Source organism: Leclercia adecarboxylata, from assembly GCF_035787115.1.
GTDB lineage: Bacteria > Pseudomonadota > Gammaproteobacteria > Enterobacterales > Enterobacteriaceae > Enterobacter > Enterobacter adecarboxylatus_E.
In genome coordinates, this window is the sequence record NZ_JALKTL010000006.1 from 63469 (window position 1) to 88043 (window position 24575).

The window sequence follows — 24575 nt, forward strand, 5'->3', positions numbered from 1 at the left end:
GGTATTATCGCTGTAGCATGCTGAATAGTGCGATTTAAGCAGGATTTAATCTGGTCAGGCAGGAAAAGTCCGCATGATGTCACTGTTTTTCAGCGGAGACGATATAAATGAAAAAAACCAGTAGAACATAAGGAAAAGTAATTAAGCAGGCGATGAATGAAATTGCAATTATCCCGGTTAATTATGCAAAGGGTAAAAGCGCGCCGGGGCGATTGATCCAGGTCATCGCCGACGGCGGTTAAAAATGGCAGGCTTGTCCCCTTTCAACGGGGCGGTCTAACAGATTATGCAGTTACAGAAATTAGTCAATATGTTTGGTGGGGATCTTTCACGTCGATACGGGCAAAAGGTCCATAAGCTGTCGCTGCACGGTGGCTTCAGCTGCCCGAACCGCGACGGTACTATCGGACGCGGAGGCTGTACCTTCTGTAACGTGGCCTCCTTTGCTGACGAAGCGCAGCAGTATCAGTCCATCGCCGCCCAGCTCGTCCATCAGTCCACGCGGGTTAACAGGGCGAAACAGTATCTGGCCTATTTCCAGGCCTATACCAGTACCTGGGCTGAAGTGCAGGTGCTGCGCTCCATGTATCAACAGGCGGTGAGCCAGGCGAATATTGTCGGGCTATGCGTCGGCACACGCCCCGACTGCGTACCGGAGGCGGTGCTCGATCTGCTCAGTGAATATAAAGAACAGGGATACGAGATCTGGCTGGAACTGGGACTGCAGACCGCACACGATAAAACCCTGCACCGCATCAACCGTGGACATGATTTTGCCTGCTATCAGCGCACCACCCGGCTGGCGCGGGAGCGCGGGCTGAAGGTCTGCACCCATCTTATTGTCGGTCTGCCGGGAGAAGGGCAGCATCATGCGCTCGAAACCCTGCACAAGGTGGTAGAGACCGGCGTGGATGGCATCAAGCTGCATCCACTGCATATCGTCAGGGGCAGTATTATGGCAAAAGCGTGGGAGGCCGGGCGCCTGAACGGAATCGAGCTGGATGAGTATGTCGTCACCGCCGGAGAGATGATTCGCCACACGCCGCCGGGGGTGGTGTATCACCGTATTTCCGCCAGCGCCCGCCGTCCAACGCTGCTGGCACCGCTGTGGTGCGAGAACCGCTGGACGGGGATGGTGGAACTCGACCGCTATCTGAATGAGCAGGGGGTGCAGGGTTCGGCGCTGGGCATGCCCTGGATGCCTGCATTACCTGCGACGTCCGCCTAATAAGCTGCCCAGCACCCCGCGTATAATCTGATTCGTCACCTGGCGCGCTGCGCTTTTCGCCATGGTTTGCACCACCCCGTCGCGCTTACCGCCGCGCGGGCCGGTGCTGCCAAACAGTATGTCTTTTAGCCCGCCGAGAATACCGTCATCGACCGCCACAGCCTGACCTTTTGCGGCAGGCGACTGCTGTTTCTCCGTCGCGGCTTGCACTCCTTTCTGCAGCATTTCAAATGCGGACTCACGGTCCACCTGATCTTCGTACTTGCCATAAACCGGCGAGTGGTTGATCAACCCGTTACGCTCGTCGTCGCCGATCGGCCCCATTCTGGAGTTGGGAGCAATGACCATAGCGCGCTCGACCATGGATGGACTGCCTTTGGCATCCAGGAAAGAGATCAGCGCCTCGCCGGTACCCAGCGTCTGAATGGCCGCTTCGGTATCAAACGCCGGGTTGGCGCGCATGGTCTGTGCCGCCGCTTTGACGGTTTTCTGATCTTTCGGCGTAAAGGCGCGCAGGGCGTGCTGGACGCGATTACCCAACTGCCCCAGCACGTTGTCGGGAATATCGGCCGGGTTCTGCGAAACAAACCACACGCCCACCCCTTTGGAACGGATCAGGCGGATCACCTGTTCGATCTTATCCAGTAACACCTGCGGCGCATCACTGAACAGCAGGTGGGCTTCGTCAAAGAAGAAGACCAGCTTTGGTTTTTCCAGATCGCCCGCTTCCGGCAGCTGTTCAAAAAGTTCAGAGAGCATCCACAGCAGGCTGGCTGCGTACAGCTTCGGCATCTGATAGAGCTTTTCCGCGCTCAGGATGTTGATAATGCCTTTACCGCTACTGTCGGTACGCATCCAGTCTTTGATATCCAGCATCGGCTCGCCGAAGAAGTGTTCTGCGCCCTGCTGCTCAAGGGTAAGTAATCCGCGCTGGATGGCGCCGATGGAGGCGGAGCTTATATTGCCGTACTGCGTCTGGAAGGCTTTCGCGTTATCGCCGATGTACTGCGTAATGGCCCGCAGATCCTTAAAATCGAGCAGCAGCAGCCCCTGGTCGTCGGCAATGCGGAAGATAATGTTCAGCACGCCAGACTGCACCTCGTTCAGATCGAGCAAACGCGCCAGCAGCAGCGGGCCGAGATCGGACAGGGTCGCCCGTACCGGGTGGCCCCTCTCGCCGAAAATATCCCACGCCACTACCGGATTGCTTTGCGGCTGCCAGTCGGTCACGCCGATATTCTTCAGACGTTCGAGTAACTTATCCGATGCGACCCCCTCCCGGGCGACACCGCTGAGATCGCCTTTTACATCAGCCATAAAGACCGGCACGCCGATGTTAGAAAACGACTCGGCCAGCTTTTGCAACGTCACCGTTTTACCCGTGCCCGTTGCCCCGGTGATCAGGCCATGACGGTTTGCCATCGTGGGCAGTAAAAACAGCTCGGTATTCGGCGTCCGGGCAATCAGCAGGGGTGTACTCATGATGCGCATCCTCGTGGAATCCTGCGTGGAGTATAGGCAACCTGACGGCAAAATGAATGTGTCAATTTCTTAGTTTGCAGCGCATTACGCAACGCGGACTATGCTTTTGCATAGGGTTCACAACATATTGGAAAGCTATGTCCAGATTCTTCTTCAACGACCGCAAACAGCTGGTTAATGATGCCATTGAAGGTATGCTGATTTCTGCTCCGCAAGGCAATCTCGTCAGGCTGGATAGCGATCCGGCTATTCGTGTGGTGGCGCGTGCCGACTGGGATAAAAGTCGTGTGGCTGTCATATCCGGTGGCGGCTCCGGTCATGAACCGGCGCACGCGGGTTTTGTCGGAAAAGGCATGCTCACCGCAGCCGTTTGCGGCGATCTGTTCGCGTCGCCGAGCGTCGAGGCGGTGCTCAGCGCTATTGTGGCTGTCACGGGCGATCGCGGCTGCCTGCTGATCGTCAAAAATTACACCGGGGATCGTCTCAACTTTGGCCTCGCGGCAGAAAAAGCCAAACGCTACGGACTCAAAGTAGAGATGGTGATCGTGGCTGACGACATTGCCCTGCCGGATAACAAGCAGCCGCGTGGTATCGCCGGAACCGCGCTGGTGCATAAGATCGCCGGGTATGCCGCCGAACAGGGCAAGTCGTTAGATGAGGTGCGCGACATGGCCCGCCAGGCCTGCGATAACCTCTGGAGTCTGGGCGTGGCGATGCAAACCTGCAACCTGCCGGGCAGCGATGATGAAGAGGGGCGTATCAAAAACGGCCATGTTGAGCTGGGGCTGGGGATCCACGGCGAGCCCGGGGCCTCGGTGGTAGCGACACAAAACAGCAAGGCGATTATCGATACGCTGGTGCAGCCGCTGCAGGCCCTGGCGGGTGAGGGACGACTGGCGGTCCTGATTAATAACCTTGGCGGCGTGTCGGCCCTGGAGATGGCGCTGTTGACCAAAGAGCTGGCGCACTCTGCCCTGAAGGACCGTATTGCGTATTTGATTGGTCCGGCGCCGTTGGTAAGTTCGTTGGACATGAAAGGGTTCTCGTTATCGCTGCTGAAGCTGGACACGGCGCTCGAGCAGGCACTTAACGCACCGGTGGAGACGCTGGGCTGGCAAAAGCCCGTGGCCTTTGCGCCGCTGCGCACGCTGGCGCACACGCCGCTACATGACAGCGTGGAATTTACCCCATCGATGAATGCGCAAGTGGCACAGTACGTCGCCACGATAACGGAGCGGTTAATCGCCCTGGAAAACCGTCTAAACGCACTGGATGCGAAAGTAGGGGATGGCGATACCGGTTCGACCTTTGCGCAAGGCGCGCGGGATATTGCGCAATGGCTGGAGAGCGAGCGCCTGCCGCTGAACGATCTGCCGCAGCTATTGCTGGTGGTGGGTGAAAGGCTGGCGACAGTAATGGGGGGGTCAAGCGGAGTCTTAATGTCGATCTTCTTCACCGCTGCCGGACAGGCGCTACGAAACGGCAAGCCGTTGCCTGATGCTTTGCTGACCGGGCTTGCACAAATGAAGCACTATGGCGGCGCCGATCTGGGCGATCGCACCTTGATCGATGCGCTGCAGCCCGCGCTGGAAGCGTGGCAGAAAGAGGGGATTCAGGCTACCGCCGGGGCGGCAAAGCAGGGGGCAGATGCCACGACGAATATGGGCAAAGCCGGGGCAGGGCGCTCATCGTATGTGAATAAAGAGAATCTGCAAGGGGTGGCCGATCCGGGTGCGGTCGCGGTGGCCGAGGTGTTTGCGGCACTGGTGCGGTTGTAGGCAAATGCCCGGTGGCGTTACGCTTACCGGGCCTACAAAGCACATGCAGGCCGGGTCAGGCGTAGCCGCCACCCGGCACATTCACCTCAGAAATCCGCTTTTAACACCACGCGGTAACGGGCCTTACCGTCACGGACATGCTGGATCGCTTCGTTGATTTTCGACATCGGGTACATTTCGATGGTTGGCGCGACACCGGTGCGCCCGGCAAACTTCATCAGTTTGCGCAGCTCGTACGGCGTGCCCGTGGCGGAACCTGAGATGCTGCGGTCGCCACCAATCAGCGTAAAGGCTGGAACCGGCAGCGGCTTCATCACGGCACCAACGGTATGGAAATTACCGCCATAGGCCAGCGCTTCAAAGTAGGGCTGCCAGTCGAGATCGACGTTCACGGTGTTGATGATCAGATCGAACTGCCCCGCCAGGGTGGTCAGCGCTTCTGGATCCCGGCTGTTTACTACCTTGTCGGCACCCATCGCCAGCACTTCCTGCTCTTTGGCCGGGTTGGAGCTAAACGCGGTGACTTCACAGCCCATCGCATGCAGTAGCTTGATGGCGATATGGCCCAGGCCACCGATACCAATCACGCCCACGCGGCTGGTGGCGGTGATATGGTGCATCAGCAGCGGTTTAAATACCGTGATCCCACCGCACAGCAGCGGACCGGCAGATTCGATATCCATCTGCTCAGGCAGAGGAATAACCCACTGCCAGTCGGCACGCAGTTTGTCGGCGAAACCGCCGTTGTTCAGAATGGTAGGTGTTGCGCCTTCCAGACAGTTGATCTGGTTGCCGCTGATACAGGCGTCGCAGTGACCACAGCTGCGTGCAGTCCAGCCGATGCCCACGCGCTGACCGATTTTCAGGCCCTTATCCTGTGCGGCATCGCCCAGGGCAACGACGCGACCGATAACTTCGTGACCGCCAATCAGCGGGTATTGTGAGAAACCCCATTCGTTATCGATCATCGACAGGTCAGAATGGCAAATGCCGCAGTAATCCACCTGCACTTCGACGTCTTCTGCTTTCAGCTCGCCCGCATCGTATTCGTACAGCTCGAGTTCTGCACCCGCCTGCGGTGCGGCGTAGCTTTTTATCTTTGACATCAGTTTTCCCCCTCATGGTGTTGAACTGAGAGTGTAGAGCATTCAGTTTACAAGCGCTTAACAGAAGGGGGCGGGAAGAGAGATTACAGCGTTTTCAGCATCCGCACTTCGCAATCAACATGGCCGGTGCAGCCCAGCGGCTGGTCGATATGCTCAAAGCCGAGGTGCTCATACAGCCTGATAGCTTCGGTCAGGAAGGCGGTGGTTTCGAGGTAGCAACGTTTAAACCCTTGCGCGCGGGCATGATCCAGCGCCAGTAACGCCAGTTTTTTCGCTAAACCCTGACCACGTACGACGGGGAGAAAATACATTTTTTGCAGTTCGCAGATGTCCGGTTCGCTGCAGGCGAGCGGCGCAACGCCACCGCCGCCCACAACCTGCCCGTTCTGCTCGACAACCCAATAGGCATGCCCCGGCTGGCTGTACACCGCGTACAGTTCGTCGAGATTGGGATCCGCAACGGTATAACCTTTATCAGCCGTCAGGCCGTATTCGGCAGATACCCGGCGGATAACGCCGGCAATGGCCGGGTTATCCGTGGCGGTGATACGGCGCAGGTGCGCCGTTACAGGAGCATTTACACGCATTGCTTCACTCATTACAACGCACTAATGATTGCCTGCTGCTCAATCAGCTTCGCTTTAGCTTCCGCGTAACCGTTCAGCTTCTCACGCTCTTTGGCGATCACCGCTTCCGGGGCGCGGGCAACAAAGCCTTCATTGGACAGTTTGTTTTCGATACGGCCAATTTCATCGTCAACTTTAGCCACTTCTTTCGCCAGACGCGCCAGCTCAGCATCTTTATCAATCAGGCCAGCCATTGGGATCAGCAGCTCGGCGCCGTCGATGATTTTGGTCACGGAGACCGGACCTTTATCATCAGCAGGCAGCACGGTGATGCTCTCCAGACGCGCCATGGTCTGCAGGAAGGTGCTGTTTTCGTTCACGCGACGCTGCGCCGCTTCGCTGCAACCGCGCAGCAGCAGTGCCAGTGGTTTACCCGGTGCGATGTTCATTTCAGCGCGGATATTACGCACGGCAACGATCGCCTGCTTCAGCCATTCGGTATCGGATGCGGCGGCTTCGTCAATCTGCGCGGCGTCGAATGCCGGGAACGGCTGCAGCATGATGGTATCGGCGTTGATACCTGCAATGACTTTCACGCGCTGCCAGATGGTTTCAGTGATGAACGGGATGATCGGGTGCGCCAGGCGCAGCAGGCCTTCCAGAACGGTGATCAGCGTATTACGCGTACCGCGCAGTTCCGCTTCAGTGCCGCCGTTCATGACCGGCTTGGTCAGCTCCAGGTACCAGTCGCAGAACTGGTTCCAGGTGAATTCGTACAGAATGCCTGCAGCGATATCGAAGCGATAGTTATCCAGCGCCTCGCGGAACGCTTTGGTGGTCTGGTTGAATTCAGCCAGGATCCAGCGGTCTGCCAGAGACAGGGTCATGTCACCGCCGTTAAAACCGCAATCCTGATCTTCGGTGTTCATCAGCACGAAGCGGCTGGCGTTCCACAGCTTGTTACAGAAGTTGCGATAACCTTCCAGGCGCTTCATGTCCCAGTTGATATCGCGACCGGTCGAAGCCAGTGCCGCCAGGGTGAAACGCAGGGCATCGGTACCGTGCGGCTCAATGCCGTCCGGGAACTGCTTCTCGGTGCGCTTGCGGATCTTCTCAGCCAGCTGCGGCTGCATCATGTTGCCGGTACGTTTTTCCAGCAGATCTTCCAGGGAGATACCGTCAACCATATCCAGCGGATCGATAACGTTACCTTTGGATTTGGACATCTTCTGGCCTTCGTCGTCACGAATCAGACCGGTCATGTAGACGGTATGGAACGGAACCTGCGGCTTGCCGTTTTCATCTTTAATGAAGTGCATGGTCATCATGATCATGCGGGCGATCCAGAAGAAGATGATATCGAAGCCGGACACCATCACGCTGGTTGGGTGGAACTGACGCAGTGCGTCGGTGTTCTCTGGCCAGCCGAGGGTAGAGAAGGTCCACAGCGCGGAGGAGAACCAGGTGTCCAGCACGTCTTCGTCCTGACGCAGCGCGACATCTGCGCTCAGGTTGTTTTCCTGACGCACTTCGTCTTCAGTACGGCCAACGTAGACGTTACCTTCGTTGTCATACCATGCCGGGATACGGTGACCCCACCACAGCTGACGGGAGATACACCAGTCCTGAATATCACGCATCCAGGAGAAGTACATGTTTTCGTACTGCTTAGGCACAAACTGGATGCTGCCGTTTTCAACTGCTTCAACAGCCGGCTTTGCCAGCACGTCGGCACGCACGTACCACTGGTCGGTCAGCATCGGCTCGATCACCACGCCGCCACGGTCGCCATAAGGGACGGTCAGGTCGTGCGGTTTGATTTCGTCCAGCAGGCCCAGCGCGTCGACAGCGGCAACGATCGCTTTACGCGCGGCGAAACGCTCCATCTTCTGGAATTCTGCCGGAATCTCGTTTGAGTAGACGTCAGATTCTTCGCCTTTGGTGTCATATACCTCTGCGCTTTCACGGATATCGCCGTCAAAGGTCAGGATGTTGATCATTGGCAGGGCGTGGCGACGACCGACTTCGTAGTCGTTAAAGTCGTGTGCCGGAGTGATCTTGACGCAGCCGGTGCCTTTTTCCATGTCGGCGTGTTCGTCGCCAACAATCGGAATACGACGGTTAACCAGCGGCAGAACCACAAATTTACCAATCAGATCTTTGTAACGTGGATCTTCCGGGTTAACGGCCACGCCGGTATCGCCCAGCAGGGTTTCCGGACGGGTGGTGGCGACAACCAGGTAATCTTTACCGTCTGCGGTTTTTGCGCCGTCGGCCAGCGGATAGCGGATGTGCCACATGGAGCCTTTAGACTCGCGGTTTTCCACTTCCAGGTCAGAGATGGCGGTACGCAGTTTTGGATCCCAGTTTACCAGGCGCTTGCCACGGTAAATCAGGTCTTCTTTATACAGGCGCACGAAGACTTCTTTAACGGCGTTGGAGAGGCCTTCGTCCATGGTGAAGCGCTCACGCTCCCAGTCCACGGAGTTGCCGAGACGGCGCATCTGACGGGTAATGGTGCCGCCCGATTCCGCTTTCCACTGCCAGATTTTGTCGATAAAGGCGTCGCGACCGTAGTCGTGACGGGTTTTACCTTCTTCAGCGGCAATCTTACGCTCAACCACCATCTGGGTAGCGATACCCGCGTGGTCAGTACCGGCCTGCCACAGGGTGTTTTTGCCCTGCATGCGCTGGTAACGGATCATGGTGTCCATGATGGTCTGCTGGAAGGCATGCCCCATATGCAAACTGCCGGTGACGTTCGGCGGCGGGATCATGATGCAGAAGGACTCTTTGCTTTCATCGCCGTTAGGCTTGAAATAGCCCTGCTGTTCCCAGTGCTCGTAAAGCGGCTGTTCGATATCGCGTGGGTTGTATGTCTTTTCCATTATTTCCAGGTTGCCGTATTCAGGTTAAAACCAGCCATGCGGTACGCTTTATAGCGTTCGCGCGCCAGTTGTTTCAGGGAGTCTTCGTGAGGGACAAAGTCTACCACTTCTGTGAAAGCGGTGGCAAAATCTGCAAAGCCGGTACGCAGGCTAATCAGAATATCGCGTGGACTGCTGTTACGCTTTTGCGGCCAGGCGATCTCCACCGGGGCACCGCCGCGCGGCCCTTCTCCCGCCAGATTATGCGGAACAAAACTTTCCGGTGGTCGTGCCCACAGCGCTTCATCCAGACGGATGGCCTGCTGTTCATCTTCGCAGGCGATCAGCACGCGAAGACCCGCGCGCCAACGTTCTGCGGCAATGTCGCACACCAGCTGTTCAACGGCACTTAAGCCATCCTGTTGGGTGTCATTGTCCAGAAGATAGAACGTTGCGTTTTTCATATATGGGGTTTCTTGTCAGGGATTTAAATGCAAAGCCGGGTGGCGGCTCCGCCTTACCCGGCCTACAAAGAGTATTTTTCCGTAGGCCCGGTAAGCGTAGCGCCACCGGGCATCAGACGGCAATTACTCGTCGCCGTTGAAACCTGCACGGTTCAGCAGGAACTGCGACAGCAGGGCAACCGGACGACCGGTCGCGCCTTTGGCTTTACCGGAGCGCCATGCGGTGCCCGCAATGTCCAGGTGCGCCCAGTTGTACTTGCGGGTAAAGCGCGACAGGAAGCAACCCGCGGTAATAGCCCCGCCGGGACGACCGCCGATGTTGGCCATATCCGCAAAATTAGACTCGAGCTGTTCCTGATACTCATCGCCCAACGGCAGACGCCATGCGCGGTCGCCCGCCTGTTCAGAGGCGCCAATCAGCTCATGCGCCAGCGGGTTGTGGTTCGACATCAGACCGGTAATGTGGTGGCCGAGGGCAATCACACAGGCGCCGGTCAGGGTTGCCACATCGATAACCGCTTCCGGATCGAAGCGCTCAACATAGGTCAGCACGTCGCACAGCACCAGACGGCCTTCGGCATCGGTGTTCAGCACTTCAACGGTCTGCCCGGACATGGTAGTGAGGACGTCGCCAGGACGGTAGGCGCGACCACCCGGCATGTTTTCACAGCCCGCCAGCACGCCAGTTACGTTGATCGGCAGCTGCAGCTCGGCCACCATGCGCATCACGCCGTAAACCGCCGCTGCGCCGCACATGTCGTACTTCATCTCGTCCATGCCTTCGGCAGGCTTGATGGAGATCCCACCGGAGTCGAAGGTCAGGCCTTTACCCACCAGCACAATCGGACGTGCGTCTTCAGCCGGGTTGCCTTTGTACTCAATAACCGACATCAGAGATTCATTTTGTGAACCGTTGCCGACGGCCAGGTAGGAGTGCATCCCCAGCTCTTTCATCTGCTGTTCGCCAATTACGCGGGTGACGACGTTTTTGCTGTAGGAGTCGGCCAGCTGGCGCGCCTGCGAGGCGAGGTAGCCCGCGTTACAGATGTTTGGCGGCATATTACCGAGGTCTTTCGCGGCCTTGATGCCGGCGGCAATTGCCAGCCCATGCTGAATGGCGCGTTCACCGCTGGTCAGCTCCCGGCGGGTTGGCACGTTAAAGACCATTTTACGCAGCGGACGGCGCGGTTCGCTTTTGGTGGTTTTCAGTTGATCGAAGCTGTACAGGGTCTCTTTGGCTGTCTCAACCGCCTGGCGGACCTTCCAGTAGGTATTGCGGCCCTTGACGTGCAGTTCGGTCAGGAAGCACACGGCTTCCATTGAGCCAGTATCATTCAGCGTATTGATTGTTTTCTGAATAACCTGTTTGTACTGGCGCTCATCCAGCTCACGCTCCTTGCCGCAGCCAATCAGCAGAATGCGCTCGGACAGAACGTTAGGCACATGATGCAGCAGCAATGTCTGCCCCGGTTTGCCTTCCAGCTCGCCGCGGCGCAGCAGAGCGCTGATGTAGCCGTCACTGATCTTATCGAGTTGTTCGGCGATCGGAGAGAGTCTGCGGGGTTCAAACACGCCGACAACGATGCAGGCACTCCGCTGTTTCTCCGGGCTACCGCTTTTTACACTGAACTCCATGAACTACGCTCCTGAATCTTAAAGACAACAGCGGCAGCTACGGATAGAATTGAAACCTTTCGTAACTCGTACCCGCTGTTGCGGTGACTTCGTGTTAATCTTACGTTATTACGGTTTCGGCACGTCATTACAACTTCTGAAGCGCGAATCCGTCGGGTGTTCTAATCTTAGCGATGATTTCGACGACTCAAGAGAATAAATGACGTTTAAGCCATGAAACAAGCGATTTTCCTGCAAAGAGACGGGTTTTTACGGGCGTATTTAATGTGATAATCATAAGATATCTGGTGCGGGAGACGCTTAAAAGCCAGCTGGCGATACTCTTCATCCTGCTTCTGATTTTTTTCTGTCAGAAACTGGTAAGGATCCTCGGCGCGGCTGTCGATGGCGAAATCCCCACAAATCTGGTGCTTTCTCTGCTTGGGCTGGGCGTGCCTGAAATGGCGCAGCTTATCCTGCCACTCAGCCTTTTCCTCGGACTGTTGATGACGCTCGGTAAACTTTATACCGAAAGTGAAATCACCGTCATGCATGCCTGTGGACTGAGCAAAGCGGTTCTGGTTAAAGCCGCCATGTTACTGGCGCTGTTCACCGGCATCGTGGCCGCCGTGAACGTTATGTGGGCCGGTCCGGTCTCCTCTCGTCATCAGGATGAAGTGCTGGCTGAAGCAAAAGCGAACCCCGGCATGGCCGCGCTGGCCCAGGGGCAGTTCCAGCAGGCAACGGATGGTAACTCCGTGCTGTTTATTGAAAGCGTGGATGGCAGCCGCTTTAACGACGTGTTCCTCGCGCAAATTCGACCTAAAGGCAATGCCCGTCCCTCTGTCGTGGTGGCCGATTCTGGTCAGCTTGCGCAGGATAAAGACGGTTCGCAGATCGTTACGCTGAATAAAGGCACCCGCTTTGAAGGGACGGCGATGCTGCGTGATTTCCGCATCACCGACTTCCAGAATTATCAGGCAATTATTGGTCACCAGGCGGTGGCGCTGGATCCGACTGATACCGAGCAGATGGACATGCGTACCCTGATCAATACCGATACCAATCGCGCCCGCGCGGAGCTGCACTGGCGTATCACGTTGGTGTTCACTGTCTTTATGATGGCATTGATGGTGGTGCCGCTCAGCGTGGTGAATCCTCGTCAGGGGCGTGTACTCTCCATGTTGCCTGCCATGCTGCTTTATCTGGTGTTCTTCCTGCTGCAGACGTCGATAAAATCGAACGGGGGTAAAGGAAAAATTGACCCGGTTATCTGGACCTGGGTGATTAACGGACTCTATCTGCTGTTGGCCGTCGCCCTCAACCTGTGGGACACCGTGCCGATGCGCCGTGTGCGGGCCCGGTTTATGCGTAAAGGAGCGGTGTAATGCAGGCGTTTGGCGTTCTTGACCGCTATATCGGTAAAACCATTTTTACCACCATCATGATGACGTTATTCATGCTGGTGTCGCTCTCCGGCATCATCAAGTTTGTCGACCAGCTGAAAAAGGCCGGGCAGGGGAGCTACGATGCAATGGGCGCGGGCATGTATACCCTGCTCAGCATTCCAAAAGATGTGCAAATCTTCTTCCCAATGGCGGCGCTGTTAGGCGCGCTGCTCGGGCTGGGGATGCTGGCGCAGCGCAGTGAGCTGGTGGTTATGCAGGCCTCTGGCTTTACCCGCATGCAGGTTGCGCTGTCCGTTATGAAAACCGCAATCCCCCTGGTATTGCTGACCATGGCGATGGGCGAGTGGGTTGCGCCGCAGGGCGAGCAGATGGCGCGTAACTACCGTGCGCAAATGATGTACGGCGGCTCGCTGCTCTCTACTCAGCAGGGGCTGTGGGCGAAAGACGGGAATAACTTTGTCTACATCGAACGGGTCACCGGCGATAACTCTCTCGGCGGTGTGAGTATCTACAGCTTTAACGATAAACGTCGTTTGCAGGCGGTACGCTACGCCGCGTCGGCCACCTTTGATGCTGATAAGAAGGTCTGGCGTCTGTCGCAGGTGGATGAGTCGAACCTGCAGGATCCTAAACAGATCACCGGATCGCAAACCGTTTCCGGCGCATGGAAAACCAACCTGACCCCGGACAAACTCGGTGTGGTGGCGCTGGATCCCGATGCGCTCTCCATCAGCGGCCTGCACAACTATGTGAAGTACCTGAAGTCGAGCGGCCAGGATGCCGGGCGTTATCAGCTCAATATGTGGAGCAAGGTCTTCCAGCCGCTCTCCGTGGCGGTGATGATGCTGATGGCGCTGTCGTTTATTTTCGGCCCGCTGCGTAGCGTTCCTATGGGTGTGCGGGTCGTGACGGGCATCAGCTTCGGCTTTGTCTTCTACGTCCTGGATCAAATTTTCGGGCCGCTGACCCTGGTGTACGGCATACCGCCGGTTATCGGCGCGCTGCTGCCGAGCGCCTCGTTCTTCCTGATCAGCCTCTGGCTGTTGCTGAAGCGCTCCTGACCCTTCTCGCCTCACTTCCTCTGTCGGGAGGTGAGGCGTCTCGCCTGTTTTACCCCTCACTTTTTTGCACAACCTTCAACGTCTTGCCTGGAATTTGAGTATTATTGTGCGATGACGTCGTGAAGAGATCCCCTATGAAGCAAATTCGGTTACTGGCGCAATACTATGTCGATCTGATGATGAAGCTTGGCCTGGTGCGCTTCTCCCTGTTGCTGGCACTGGCGCTTGTGGTGCTGGCGATTGTGGTGCAGATGGCCATTACCATGGTACTGCACGGCCAGGTTGAGAGTATCGACCTGATACGTTCCATTTTCTTTGGCCTGCTTATTACCCCGTGGGCGGTTTATTTCCTCTCGGTAGTGGTTGAACAGCTTGAGGAATCCCGCCAGCGGCTGACCCGGCTGGTGGAAAAGCTGGAGGAGATGCGCGAACGTGACCTGAAGCTCAACGTGCAATTAAAAGATAACATTGCCCAGCTGAACCAGGAGATCTCAGATCGTGTGAAGGCGGAGGCCGAACGCCAGACCACGCTGGAACAGCTGAAAATCGAGATGAAAGAGCGTGAACAGACGCAGATCCAGCTTGAGCAGCAATCCTCATTCCTGCGCTCGTTCCTCGACGCCTCCCCGGATCTGGTTTTCTACCGCAATGAAGACAAAGAGTTCTCAGGCTGTAACCGGGCAATGGAACTCCTGACCGGTAAGAGCGAAAAACAGCTAATTAATCTACGGCCGCAGGACGTCTACTCCCCGGAGGCGGCGGCCAAAGTTATCGAAACCGACGAGAAGGTGTTCCGTCATAACGTCTCCCTGACCTATGAGCAGTGGCTCGACTACCCGGACGGGCGCAAAGCCTGCTTTGAAATCCGTAAAGTGCCGTACTACGACCGCGTCGGTAAGCGCCACGGACTGATGGGCTTCGGGCGCGATATTACCGAGCGCAAGCGCTACCAGGATGCGCTGGAGCGCGCCAGCCGGGACAAAACCACCTTTATTTCCACCATCAGCCATGAGCTGCGTACACCGCTGAACGGCATCGTAGGGTTAAGCCGCATTTTACTCGATACCGAACTGACCACCGAGCAGGAGAAATATCTTAAAACCATCCATGTTTCGGCGGTAACGCTCGGTAATATCTTCAACGATATTATTGATATGGATAAGATGGAGCGACGCAAAGTCCAGCTGGATAACCAGCCGGTGGACTTTACCAGCTTCCTCGCCGATCTGGAAAACCTCTCCGGTCTGCAGGCGCAGCAGAAGGGGCTACGCTTTGTGCTGGAGCCGACTCTGCCGCTACCGCATAAGGTGGTGACAGACGGCACGCGCTTGCGTCAGATCCTGTGGAATTTGATCAGTAATGCGGTCAAATTCACCCAGCGCGGCCAGGTTGCGGTGCGCGTGCGCTATGGCGAGGGAGAGATGCTGCACTTCGAAGTGGAGGATTCCGGGATCGGCATTCCGCAGGAGGAGCAGGACAAAATCTTCGCCATGTATTATCAGGTGAAAGACAGCCATGGGGGCAAACCCGCCACCGGAACCGGCATCGGCCTGGCGGTATCGCGCCGGCTGGCGAAGAGCATGGGCGGTGACATCATCGTGACCAGCAACCCTGGACACGGCTCCCTGTTTACCCTGAGCGTCCATGCTCCGGCAGTGGCGGAAGAGGTCGAAGACACCTTTGCACGTGATGATATGCCGCTGCCTGCCCTGCACGTGCTGCTGGTGGAAGATATCGAACTGAACGTCATTGTGGCGCGCTCGGTGCTGGAGAAACTGGGCAGCAGCGTGGATGTCGCCATGACCGGTAAAGCTGCGCTGGAGATGTTCACGCCGGGGGAATACGACCTGGTGTTGCTCGATATTCAACTGCCGGATATGACCGGGCTGGATATCTCCCGTGAGCTGACGAGCCGTTACGCCAGCGATGAGCTACCGCCGCTGGTGGCGCTGACCGCCAACGTGCTGAAAGATAAAAAAGAGTACCTGGATGCCGGTATGGACGACGTACTTAGCAAACCGCTGGCGGTGCCTGCCTTAACCGCCATGATTAAAAAGTTCTGGGACACCTGTGACGAAGAGGAGAGCACCATGACGACGGTAAATACAGAGAAAGCGCAGTCTTTGCTGGATATCGACATGCTTGAGCAGTACATCGATCTGGTTGGTCCGAAGTTGATTACCGATGGCCTGGCAATCTTCGAGAAGATGATGCCGGGCTATTTAAACGTGCTGGAGTCTAACCTGACGGCGCGGGATCAGAAAGGTATCGTTGAAGAGGGGCATAAGATCAAAGGAGCGGCCGGGTCGGTGGGTTTGCGTCGTCTGCAGCAGCTTGGCCAGCAGATCCAGTCCCCGGATCTACCCGCGTGGGAAGATAACGTGGGTGAATGGGTTGAAGAGATGAAACAGGAGTGGCAGAACGATGTGGCCGTGCTGAAAGCCTGGGTGGAGAGCAGAAAAAAATGACCCCGGCCAGGCCGGGGTGCGCGAATACTGCGCCAACACCAGGGAAATCTTGGCTGCGCCTGAATATGTTTTTGTAAGTTGATGGCGTAGCCGGAAAATTTAGGCCGCACGCAGTTAAGATAGCAAATCTTAAATACTTTGTTACATGAATCAGTTAAATGTGTGAAGCATACCGTTTTAATCAGAATCTTTAATGTGCATTTAACGTTTTTCGAGAGGGATCGCAGGATGAAAAAGGTTGGCCTGGTACTGAGCGGTTGTGGTGTTTACGATGGTTCCGAAATTCATGAGGCAGTTCTGACGCTGCTGGCCCTGGCGCGTAATGGCGCCGAAGCGGTCTGTTTCGCACCGGATAAAGCCCAGTCAGATGTGATCAACCACCTGACCGGCGAAGCGATGACCGAAAGCCGTAACGTCCTGATTGAGGCAGCACGGATCGCGCGTGGACAGGTTCGTCCGCTCAGCGAGGCCCGGGCCGCTGAACTGGATGCGCTGATCGTGCCGGGCGGTTTTGGCGCGGCAAAAAACCTGAGCGATTTTGCCCAGCAGGGAAATGCCTGCCGGGTAGATAGCGAGTTAAAAGCACTGGCGCTGCAGATGCATGAGGCGGGTAAACCATTGGGCTTTATTTGTATCGCCCCCGCGATGCTGCCGGCCATTTTTGATATGCCGTTGCGCCTGACCATCGGAACAGATATTGATACCGCAGAGATCATCGAGGACATGGGCGGTGAACATATCCCTTGCCCTGTGGACGATATCGTGGTCGATGAGGAGAACAGGATCGTGACCACGCCCGCATATATGCTGGCGCAAACTATCGCGGAAGCCGCGGCAGGCATTGAGAAGCTGGTCACCCGCGTGCTGGTGCTTGCTGCATGAGGTTAAGGCGTCCGAAAGCTGGCTGGGTAAGACGGATAGCCATTCGCATTCTGGTGATAATGGCGGTCTTCTGGGGCGGGGGAATCGCTCTGTTCAGCTTCCTGCCGGTGCCGTTTTCAGCGGTAATGGTGGAGCGGCAGGTGAGCAACTGGCTGAGCGGTAATTTTCGCTACATCGCCCATTCTGACTGGGTGAGTATGGATGAAATCTCGCCCTGGATGGGGCTGGCCGTTATCGCTGCCGAAGATCAAAAATTCCCCGAACACTGGGGCTTTGACATCGGGGCCATAGAGAAGGCGTTAGCGCATAACGAGCGCAACGAGAGCCGCATTCGCGGCGCGTCCACGCTTTCTCAGCAGACGGCGAAAAACCTGTTTTTATGGGATGGTCGCAGCTGGGTAAGAAAGGGCTTTGAAGCCGGGCTGACGCTGGGCATCGAAACGGTGTGGAGTAAAAAAAGGATCCTGACGGTATACCTGAATATCGCGGAGTTTGGCGAGGGTGTGTTTGGTGTTGAAGCCGCGGCGCAGCGCTATTTTCACAAACCAGCCAGCCGCCTGACGCCATCAGAAGCCGCGCTGCTGGCGGCTGTATTACCGAATCCGATCCGTTTTAAGGCCAGCGCGCCCTCAGGCTATGTACGCAACCGCCAGGCGTGGATCCTGCGCCAGATGCGTCAGCTGGGTGGGGAAGGATTTATGCAGGCCTATAAGCTGCATTAATCTTCATCAAACCCGGCGTTAAACAGCGCAATGACCGCCGCCAGCGCCTCAACTTCCTGAGGGCCGGTGGCTTCGATTTCGATCTGACGGCCCTTCGCCGAATCCAGCATCAGCAGAGCGATTACGCTGTTGGCTTCGGCTTCGGTGCCTTCGTCATTACGCAGCAGAACTTCCGCGTCAAACCCCTGCATCAGTTCAAATAACTTCATCGCCGGGCGAGCGTGCATGCCCAGCTTATTGGTAATTTCAACGGTCTGCTTTACGGTCATGTTTTACGTTTTTCCAGCGTACGATGACGGGACTGCACGTTTTTACCGCGCGAGCGGAAATAGTCAGCCAGCTGCTCAGCAATATAGACCGAACGGTGTTTGCCCCCGGTACAGCCAATCGCCACCGTCAGGTAGCTGCGATTGTTTGTCTCCAGCATCGGCAACCAGAGCTCAAGGTAGCTGCGCGTCTGATAGATAAAGTTATGCACTTCCGTATGTCTGTCAAGGAAAGCGGCAACGGGCTTATCCAGACCGGTCATCGGACGCAGCTTAGGATCCCAGTGCGGGTTCGGTAAGAAGCGCACGTCAAACACGTAGTCCGCATCGATAGGGATACCGTGCTTAAAGCCAAACGATTCAAAGACCATCGTCAGCTCACGCTCGCGTTTGCCCAGCAGACGGGTACGCAGCATCTCCGCCAGTTCATGGACAGACATTTCAGAGGTATCAACGATCAGATCGGCGCGGGAGCGCAGCGGCTCCAGCAGATCGCTCTCCTGGTCAATGGCGCTTTCCAGCGACAGATTTTTACTGGAGAGTGGATGCAGACGACGGGTATCGCTATAGCGACGGATCAGCGTGTTGCGATCGGCGTCAAGGAACAGAAGCTGAGGCGAAAATGCGTCCGGCAAGCTGCTCATCGCCTGCTCAAAGATCTCCGGTGATTCCGGCATGTTACGTACGTCGATGCTGACCGCCGCAGAGATCTGCCGATCCGCCAGAGAACGCGCCAGGTCTGGCAGCAGCACCACCGGCAGGTTATCCACGCAGTAAAAACCCATATCTTCCAGCGCGCGCAGGGCGACCGACTTCCCGGAGCCCGAACGCCCGCTGACGATCATCAGTACCATGTACCGTTTCTCCTCAGGACTGCAGATGTCAACGCCATCACCCGATTACGCATCATCCTGATTGCCTTCCGTTTCCGTAATAATTTGATAGAGTTCTTCGTCGCTCTGTGCCGCGCGCAAACGGCGGCAGATGGTTTTATCCGCCAGACGTTTGGCCACCAGTGAGAGCGTGTGCAGATGCGTTTTAGTCTGATCGGCTGGCACCAGCAGGGCAAACAGCAGATCGACAGGCTGGTTATCAATAGCATCAAAGGCGATAGGTGTTTCCAGCTGAACAAACACCCCTACAGCACGCAGCGTATCCTCTTCCAGTTTGCCATGCGGAATGGCGATGCCATTGCCGATGCCGGTACTGCCCATTTTTTCGCGGGTCAGGATCGCTTCAAAGACCACTTGTGGCGGCAGGCTCAGTTGTTTTGCGGCCAGTTCACTGATGATCTCCAGCGCACGTTTTTTGCTCTGGCAGTGAACGGCACTGCGGGTACATTCCTGATTAAGGACACTGCTCAGTTGTAGAGTGGAATCGTTATTCATCATAATTTCACCTAAGCGCTAACTGTACAAAGGGCCTGTTGTGTTCCACAACAGGCCGTCCTGCACCCGTTAACTGCCCGGACAATTAGTGTTGTTTCAGTTTATCTTTATGTTTGTTTAGCTGTCGTGCCAGCTTGTCGATCAAGCCGTCGATAGCCGCGTACATGTCCTGCCCTTCCGCACTGGCATGGATTTCGCCCCCGTTGACGTGCAGGGTAGCATCCGAGATATGAGTCACTTTTTCCACTTTTAACACAACATAGACCTGGTTGATCCTCTCGAAATACTGTTCGAGCTTAGCAAATTTTGTGTTAACAAAATCGCGCAGGGCTTCAGTGATTTCGACATTGTGTCCTGTGATGTTGAGCTGCATAGTGTCTTCCTTATCGGTTGTGTCAGACCAGTTGTTTACGCTGGTTTGACGGCGGAATGGATAAAGACTCTCGATACTTCGCAACAGTGCGGCGTGCCACCATAATACCTTGTTCGGACAGCATGGTGGTCAACTTACTGTCACTTAGCGGTTTCGCGGGGTTTTCCGCGGCGATTAACTTTTTCACCAGCGCCCGGATCGCCGTCGACGAGGCTTCGCCGCCGCCTTCGGTGTTGACATGGCTGGAGAAAAAATACTTAAGCTCAAAAATACCACGCGGGCTGTGCAGATACTTCTGCGTCGTCACGCGAGAAATTGTCGACTCGTGCATCTCGACGGCCTGGGCGATATCGGCCAGCACCATCGGTTTCATGTACTCTTCACCTTGTTCAAAAAACGCCTGCTGCTGCTCGACGATGCAGCGGCTGACGCGCAGCAATGTATCATTACGGCTCTCAAGGCTTTTGATCAGCCAGCGGGCTTCCTGCAGATTGCTACGGATGAACTGGTTATCCGAGTCGTTACGGGAGCTGGTGCACATTGAGGCGTATTGCTGATTAATTTGCAGGCGGGGGATGCTGTCGGAATTCAGCTCTACAGTCCACAGACCGTTATGTTTGCGCACCAGCACATCGGGAATGACATACTCGGGCTCACTGGTCTGGATGGATTGCCCCGGGCGCGGATCCAGGGACTGAATCAGGTTAACCGCTTCTTTCAGGATTTCTTCTTTCAACCGCGTGACGCGCATCAATGAGCGGAAGTCGTGGTTGGCCAGCAGATCCAGGTGTTCACTGATGATAAGCCGGGCCTCTTCCAGCCACGGTGTCTCTTTCACAAACTGCGAAAGCTGAATTAACAGGCAGTCCCGGAGATCTCTTGCCGCGACGCCAATGGGATCAAAGCGCTGAACGCGTTTCAGAACCGCTTCGACCTCTTCTGGCTCAATTTCATCATCACCGATGCTCTCCAGAATGTCGTCCAGCGATACGGTTAAGTAGCCGGTTTCATCGACGGCATCCACAATCGAGGTGGCAATGGCGCGATCGGTATCGGAAAACGGTGTCAGCTCTACCTGCCACATCAGGTAATCCTGCAGCGACTGGGTGGTCTCACCCTGATAAACCGGTAATTCGTCGTCCTGATAGTCTGCGCGCGTGCCGGATGGCGTACCTGCAGTGTAGATCTCATCCCAGCTGGCATCGAGGGGGAGCTCGTCAGGCATCTCTTTTTGCTCAAGCGCATCAACCGTGTCGAGGGTCTCGTTATCCTGGGTTTGCTGCGTTTCTACCTCGTCGTGAAGATCGGTTTGCTCGAGCAGGGGGTTACTTTCCAGCGCTTGCTGGAGCTCCTGCTGAAGTTCCAGCGTCGACAGCTGCAACAGACGAATGGCCTGTTGTAACTGCGGCGTCATTGCCAGCTGTTGGCTGAGCCTTAATTGCAAACCTTGCTTCATGTTCAGAGCATTTTTCTCCGTTTACGCGAGACTGAACTTCTACCCTATCAGAGTCTGAAGTCTTCCCCAAGGTACACGCGTTTAACATGATCGTCTTCGAGGATCTGCTGCGGGGTACCGTGGGCAATAAGATGGCCCTGGCTGACGATATAAGCTCGCTCACACACCGCCAGCGTCTCGCGCACGTTATGGTCGGTGATGAGAACGCCAAGACCGCTGTCACGCAGATGCTCAATAATACGTTTAATATCAATAACCGAAATGGGGTCAACGCCCGCAAAAGGTTCATCGAGCAGAATAAATTTCGGATTTGCCGCCAGCGCGCGGGCAATCTCCACACGTCGCCGTTCACCACCTGAAAGCGCCTGACCCAGGCTGTCGCGCAGGTGTTCGATATGAAACTCTTCCATCAGCTCGTTGGCGCGATCCTGACGCTGTTCAGCGGTCAAATCGTCGCGGATCTGCAGCACTGCCATCAGGTTATCGAAAACGCTCAGACGGCGAAAAATCGAGGCTTCCTGCGGCAGATAACCTATCCCGCGGCGCGCACGCGCGTGCAGGGGCAGCAGGCTGATATCTTCGTCATCAATGATGATGTTCCCCGCGTCGCGAGGGACAATGCCTACCACCATATAAAATGTGGTGGTTTTACCCGCACCGTTAGGACCCAACAGGCCGACAATCTCGCCGGAGTTCACGGTCAAACTAACATCTTCCACTACGCGACGGCCTTTATAGGCTTTGGCGAGATTCTTTGCAGTTAATGTTGCCATAACGAATTAGTTACTCTTTTTCTGTGCCGGGGCCTGATTGTTATTTTTGTCCTGCAGCTGCGACGGAACCAGTACGGTGGTCACGCGTTTGCCTTTTTCACTGAAGGCCTGCATTTTTTGCTCTTTAACCAGGTAGGTGATCTTGTCGCCCTTGATGTTGCTGTCGAGCTGTTCCAGGAACGCATTACCGGTAAGGACAACGAAATCTTTCGCCAGCTCGTAGTGCATCTGGGAGGCGCGGCCTTTGACCGGCTTACCGTTATCCTGCATCTGATAGAAGGTGGCCGGGTTACCGTAGCCATCGATAATCTCTTTCCCGTCCTCACCGCCCGGACGCGTCACCACTACCTTGTCGGCGTTGATTTTAATGGTGCCCTGAGTCACGACGACATTGCCGGTAAAGGTAACAACATTGCCCTGCATATCGAGTGATTGCGTATCGGATTCGATATGAATCGGTTGCTCGGTATCACCCGTCACAGCAAGCGCAGGCAGGCTAAGGGCCAGCAGCGCGCTGGCTATAACACAATTAAGGCTGAGTTTGTTTGTTTTGAATTTCATAGGAGGTTCTAACCTTTTCAATCAGCTCTGCGTTCTTGCTGCGTAAGTTCCCGCGCATTCTCAGACCGCTGGAATTAAATGTTGTGCCGTATAACGTGACCAGATCCTGCGATGTTACATCCTGAGTCACAAGGTTTATCTGTGCGTTATCGGTCGTGATTTTGCGCAGCTGCGAGTCTGCGGTTAGCGCATTCACTTCAACATGACCATACAGATAAAGCATACGGTCATTCGTCAGTTTTGCCCGGTCTGATTTAATCGACCATGTCGGAACTTTATCGGTATCAAAGGTGGTCATCACCGGCTGGGTAAACCAGGAGACGCCCTGTTCGGAAAAATACTCAACGTGCTGAGCAATAAGGCGATAGTTCAGCGCACCTTCCGGGCTGTAAACGACGGTATCGCTGTGATCGCTTTTATACGTTGGATCGTTAGTGTTGACCGTCGGCGCTTGTTCATCGTCCTGGTCAGCGAGATTTACGCCAATCAGGACCAGTGCGACAAGCGTTAGCAGAATAATAACCCAACGTCTGGTTTTACTCATATCGATTGCCCTTTGGCCTCATCAAGCTTACCTTGCGCCAGCAGTAACAGGTCGCAGACTTCTCGTACTGCGCCACGGCCACCGTTAATTCGCGTGACATAGTCAGCGCGCGGGATCAAAAGCGGATGGGCATCGGCAACGGCGATGCTGAGTCCCACTTCTGCCATCACTGGCCAGTCAATAAGATCGTCCCCTACATAGGCGACGTTTTCCGGGGCGATATCAAGTTTACCCATTAAGTCCCTGAAAGCGACCATCTTATCCGATTGCCCCTGATAGAGATGGGTAATACCCAGCGTTTCGCACCGATCTTCTACCAGTTTAGCCTTACGCCCGGTGATGATGGCAACTTCAATGCCAGAGGTGAGGGCGCAGCGAATGCCGTAGCCATCGCGCACGTTGAAGGCCTTCAACTCTTCACCGTTATTGCCCATATAAATCAGGCCGTCTGACAGCACGCCATCCACATCCAGGATCAGCAGGCGAATCTTTTCGGCCTGCGACATCATCTGCGCGCTTACCGGGCCATAACAGGTTGCAAGGGATGCACCCGTATTCATCATTGTCTTATCCTTCATTACACTACGCCTGCGCGCAAAAGATCATGCATATGTACCACACCCAGCAACTGGTCGCCATCGGCAACCATAACGGAGGTGATATGACGGGACTGCATCAGGTTCAGCACCTCAACGGCAAGCGTACCGGAACGCACCCGAATACCGCCTGAGGTCATCACATCGGCGATACCCAGCTTACGGACATCCACCCCCATATCAAACACGCGACGCAGATCCCCGTCGGTAAAGATGCCGTCAATCTTCATCCGATCGTTGCAGATGACGGTCATCCCCAGGTTCTTACGGGTAATTTCCAGCAGCGCGTCGCGCAGGGAGGCCTCTTTGCTGACGTGCGGAATTTCATCGCCCGTATGCATAATATCATTCACGCGCAGCAGCAATTTACGCCCCAGCGCACCGCCCGGGTGGGAGAGGGCGAAATCTTCGGCGGTAAAGCCGCGTGCTTCGAGCAGAGCGACGGCCAGCGCATCGCCCATGACCAGTGCGGCAGTGGTGCTTGAGGTCGGCGCCAGCCCCAGGGGACAGGCTTCTTTCGGCACTTTGACGCACAGGTGGATGTCTGCAGCGCGCGCCATGCTGCTCTCAGGGCGACTGGTAATACAGATGAGGGGAACCTGCAGGCGTTTTAGCACCGGGATCAGCGCCAGGATCTCATTCGATTCACCCGAGTTGGATAACGCAATGACAATATCCTGCGACGAAACCATGCCCAGATCGCCATGCGCCGCTTCGCCGGGATGGACAAAAAAGGCGGTCGTACCGGTACTGGCGAAGGTTGCCGCCATTTTACGGCCAATATGTCCGGATTTGCCCATCCCCATCACCACGACTTTGCCAGAGCAGTGGAAAAGTTTTTCGCACGCCAGACTAAAGTCCTGATTAATATATTGATCTAACTGCGCCAGACCTTCACGTTCAATCTCCAGAACCTCTTTTCCTGCTTTCTGAAAGTCAAAACCCGGCTGCAATTCTATTTGCGACATAAT

General features: G+C 55.8%; 23 protein-coding genes. 7 read left to right on the plus strand and 16 right to left on the minus strand.

Going from position 1 to position 24575, the window contains the following annotated elements; translation table 11 throughout:
- The first annotated feature begins 286 nt into the window (after positions 1–286).
- Positions 287–1228, plus strand: coding sequence for a TIGR01212 family radical SAM protein (locus MXM41_RS17595; RefSeq protein ID WP_325933376.1), 942 nt, complete (start codon positions 287–289; stop codon positions 1226–1228).
- On the opposite strand, the gene MXM41_RS17600 is transcribed toward MXM41_RS17595, so the two are convergent.
- Positions 1208–2710, minus strand: coding sequence for a DUF853 domain-containing protein (locus tag MXM41_RS17600; RefSeq protein WP_325933377.1), 1503 nt, complete (start codon positions 2708–2710; stop codon positions 1208–1210). The genes MXM41_RS17595 and MXM41_RS17600 overlap by 21 nt on opposite strands.
- A 137-nt stretch (positions 2711–2847) precedes the next feature.
- Between MXM41_RS17600 and MXM41_RS17605 the strand changes: the two genes are divergently transcribed.
- Positions 2848–4488, plus strand: a complete 1641-nt coding sequence (locus MXM41_RS17605; protein WP_325933378.1) for a dihydroxyacetone kinase subunit DhaK — start codon at positions 2848–2850, stop codon at positions 4486–4488.
- A gap of 86 nt (positions 4489–4574) precedes the next feature.
- On the opposite strand, the gene ahr is transcribed toward MXM41_RS17605, so the two are convergent.
- From ahr to pepA, 5 genes are all read right to left on the minus strand, one after another.
- Complete coding sequence (gene ahr, locus MXM41_RS17610) at positions 4575–5594, minus strand: NADPH-dependent aldehyde reductase Ahr (RefSeq protein ID WP_325933379.1); 1020 nt, start codon at positions 5592–5594, stop codon at positions 4575–4577.
- A gap of 83 nt (positions 5595–5677) precedes the next feature.
- The gene (locus tag MXM41_RS17615; RefSeq protein WP_325933380.1) at positions 5678–6181 is read right to left on the minus strand and encodes a GNAT family N-acetyltransferase; all 504 of its coding nucleotides are present in this window, start codon (positions 6179–6181) and stop codon (positions 5678–5680) included.
- Positions 6182–6192: 11 nt separating this feature from the next.
- On the minus strand, positions 6193–9048 hold the full coding sequence (locus tag MXM41_RS17620) for a valine--tRNA ligase (RefSeq protein WP_325933382.1): 2856 nt from the start codon (positions 9046–9048) through the stop codon (positions 6193–6195).
- Positions 9048–9491 (minus strand): DNA polymerase III subunit chi, encoded by a 444-nt coding sequence (gene holC / locus MXM41_RS17625; RefSeq protein ID WP_325933386.1) that lies wholly within the window; start codon positions 9489–9491, stop codon positions 9048–9050. The genes MXM41_RS17620 and holC overlap by 1 nt, the downstream gene beginning before the upstream one ends.
- Before the next feature lie 123 nt (positions 9492–9614).
- The gene (pepA, locus tag MXM41_RS17630; RefSeq protein ID WP_103177200.1) at positions 9615–11126 is read right to left on the minus strand and encodes a leucyl aminopeptidase; all 1512 of its coding nucleotides are present in this window, start codon (positions 11124–11126) and stop codon (positions 9615–9617) included.
- Positions 11127–11392: 266 nt separating this feature from the next.
- On the opposite strand from pepA, the gene lptF reads away from it, so the two are divergent.
- From lptF to mtgA, 5 genes are all read left to right on the plus strand, one after another.
- Positions 11393–12493 carry an LPS export ABC transporter permease LptF gene (gene lptF, locus MXM41_RS17635; RefSeq protein ID WP_325933391.1) on the plus strand — a complete coding sequence of 367 codons (1101 nt, stop codon included), beginning with the start codon at positions 11393–11395 and terminating at the stop codon, positions 12491–12493.
- A complete protein-coding gene (gene lptG, locus MXM41_RS17640; RefSeq protein ID WP_325933392.1) occupies positions 12493–13575 on the plus strand; it encodes an LPS export ABC transporter permease LptG in 1083 nt (360 codons plus the stop codon). Before lptF ends, lptG begins: the two co-directional genes overlap by 1 nt.
- Positions 13576–13709: 134 nt before the next feature.
- A complete protein-coding gene (arcB, locus tag MXM41_RS17645) occupies positions 13710–16043 on the plus strand; it encodes an aerobic respiration two-component sensor histidine kinase ArcB (RefSeq protein WP_325933394.1) in 2334 nt (777 codons plus the stop codon).
- 228 nt (positions 16044–16271) lie between these two features.
- On the plus strand, positions 16272–16925 hold the full coding sequence (gene elbB / locus MXM41_RS17650; RefSeq protein WP_325933395.1) for an isoprenoid biosynthesis glyoxalase ElbB: 654 nt from the start codon (positions 16272–16274) through the stop codon (positions 16923–16925).
- Positions 16922–17647: a monofunctional biosynthetic peptidoglycan transglycosylase gene (mtgA, locus tag MXM41_RS17655; RefSeq protein ID WP_325933397.1), complete on the plus strand. Its 726-nt coding sequence runs from the start codon at positions 16922–16924 to the stop codon at positions 17645–17647. The genes elbB and mtgA overlap by 4 nt, the downstream gene beginning before the upstream one ends.
- Here the strand turns inward: mtgA and npr are convergent.
- The 10 genes from npr to kdsD all read right to left on the minus strand — a co-directional run bounded on the left by npr (position 17644) and on the right by kdsD (position 24572).
- A complete protein-coding gene (gene npr / locus MXM41_RS17660; protein ID WP_032614489.1) occupies positions 17644–17916 on the minus strand; it encodes a PTS phosphocarrier protein NPr in 273 nt (90 codons plus the stop codon). The genes mtgA and npr overlap by 4 nt on opposite strands.
- A complete protein-coding gene (gene rapZ, locus MXM41_RS17665) occupies positions 17913–18767 on the minus strand; it encodes an RNase adapter RapZ (protein WP_325933398.1) in 855 nt (284 codons plus the stop codon). Before rapZ ends, npr begins: the two co-directional genes overlap by 4 nt.
- 45 nt (positions 18768–18812) lie before the next feature.
- Positions 18813–19304: a PTS IIA-like nitrogen regulatory protein PtsN gene (gene ptsN, locus MXM41_RS17670; protein ID WP_039031625.1), complete on the minus strand. Its 492-nt coding sequence runs from the start codon at positions 19302–19304 to the stop codon at positions 18813–18815.
- Between the two features lie 82 nt (positions 19305–19386).
- Positions 19387–19674, minus strand: a complete 288-nt coding sequence (gene hpf / locus MXM41_RS17675) for a ribosome hibernation promoting factor (RefSeq protein ID WP_039031626.1) — start codon at positions 19672–19674, stop codon at positions 19387–19389.
- A gap of 22 nt (positions 19675–19696) precedes the next feature.
- Positions 19697–21130 (minus strand): RNA polymerase factor sigma-54, encoded by a 1434-nt coding sequence (gene rpoN, locus MXM41_RS17680; protein WP_325933399.1) that lies wholly within the window; start codon positions 21128–21130, stop codon positions 19697–19699.
- 47 nt (positions 21131–21177) lie between these two features.
- Positions 21178–21903: an LPS export ABC transporter ATP-binding protein gene (lptB, locus tag MXM41_RS17685; RefSeq protein ID WP_325933400.1), complete on the minus strand. Its 726-nt coding sequence runs from the start codon at positions 21901–21903 to the stop codon at positions 21178–21180.
- 6 nt (positions 21904–21909) lie between these two features.
- Positions 21910–22464, minus strand: a complete 555-nt coding sequence (lptA, locus tag MXM41_RS17690) for a lipopolysaccharide ABC transporter substrate-binding protein LptA (protein ID WP_325933401.1) — start codon at positions 22462–22464, stop codon at positions 21910–21912.
- Positions 22433–23008, minus strand: coding sequence for an LPS export ABC transporter periplasmic protein LptC (lptC, locus tag MXM41_RS17695; protein ID WP_325933402.1), 576 nt, complete (start codon positions 23006–23008; stop codon positions 22433–22435). The genes lptA and lptC overlap by 32 nt, the downstream gene beginning before the upstream one ends.
- Positions 23005–23571, minus strand: coding sequence for a 3-deoxy-manno-octulosonate-8-phosphatase KdsC (gene kdsC / locus MXM41_RS17700; RefSeq protein WP_325933403.1), 567 nt, complete (start codon positions 23569–23571; stop codon positions 23005–23007). Before kdsC ends, lptC begins: the two co-directional genes overlap by 4 nt.
- 14 nt (positions 23572–23585) lie before the next feature.
- Positions 23586–24572 (minus strand): arabinose-5-phosphate isomerase KdsD, encoded by a 987-nt coding sequence (kdsD, locus tag MXM41_RS17705; protein ID WP_325933405.1) that lies wholly within the window; start codon positions 24570–24572, stop codon positions 23586–23588.
- Between the last annotated feature and the right edge of the window lie 3 nt (positions 24573–24575).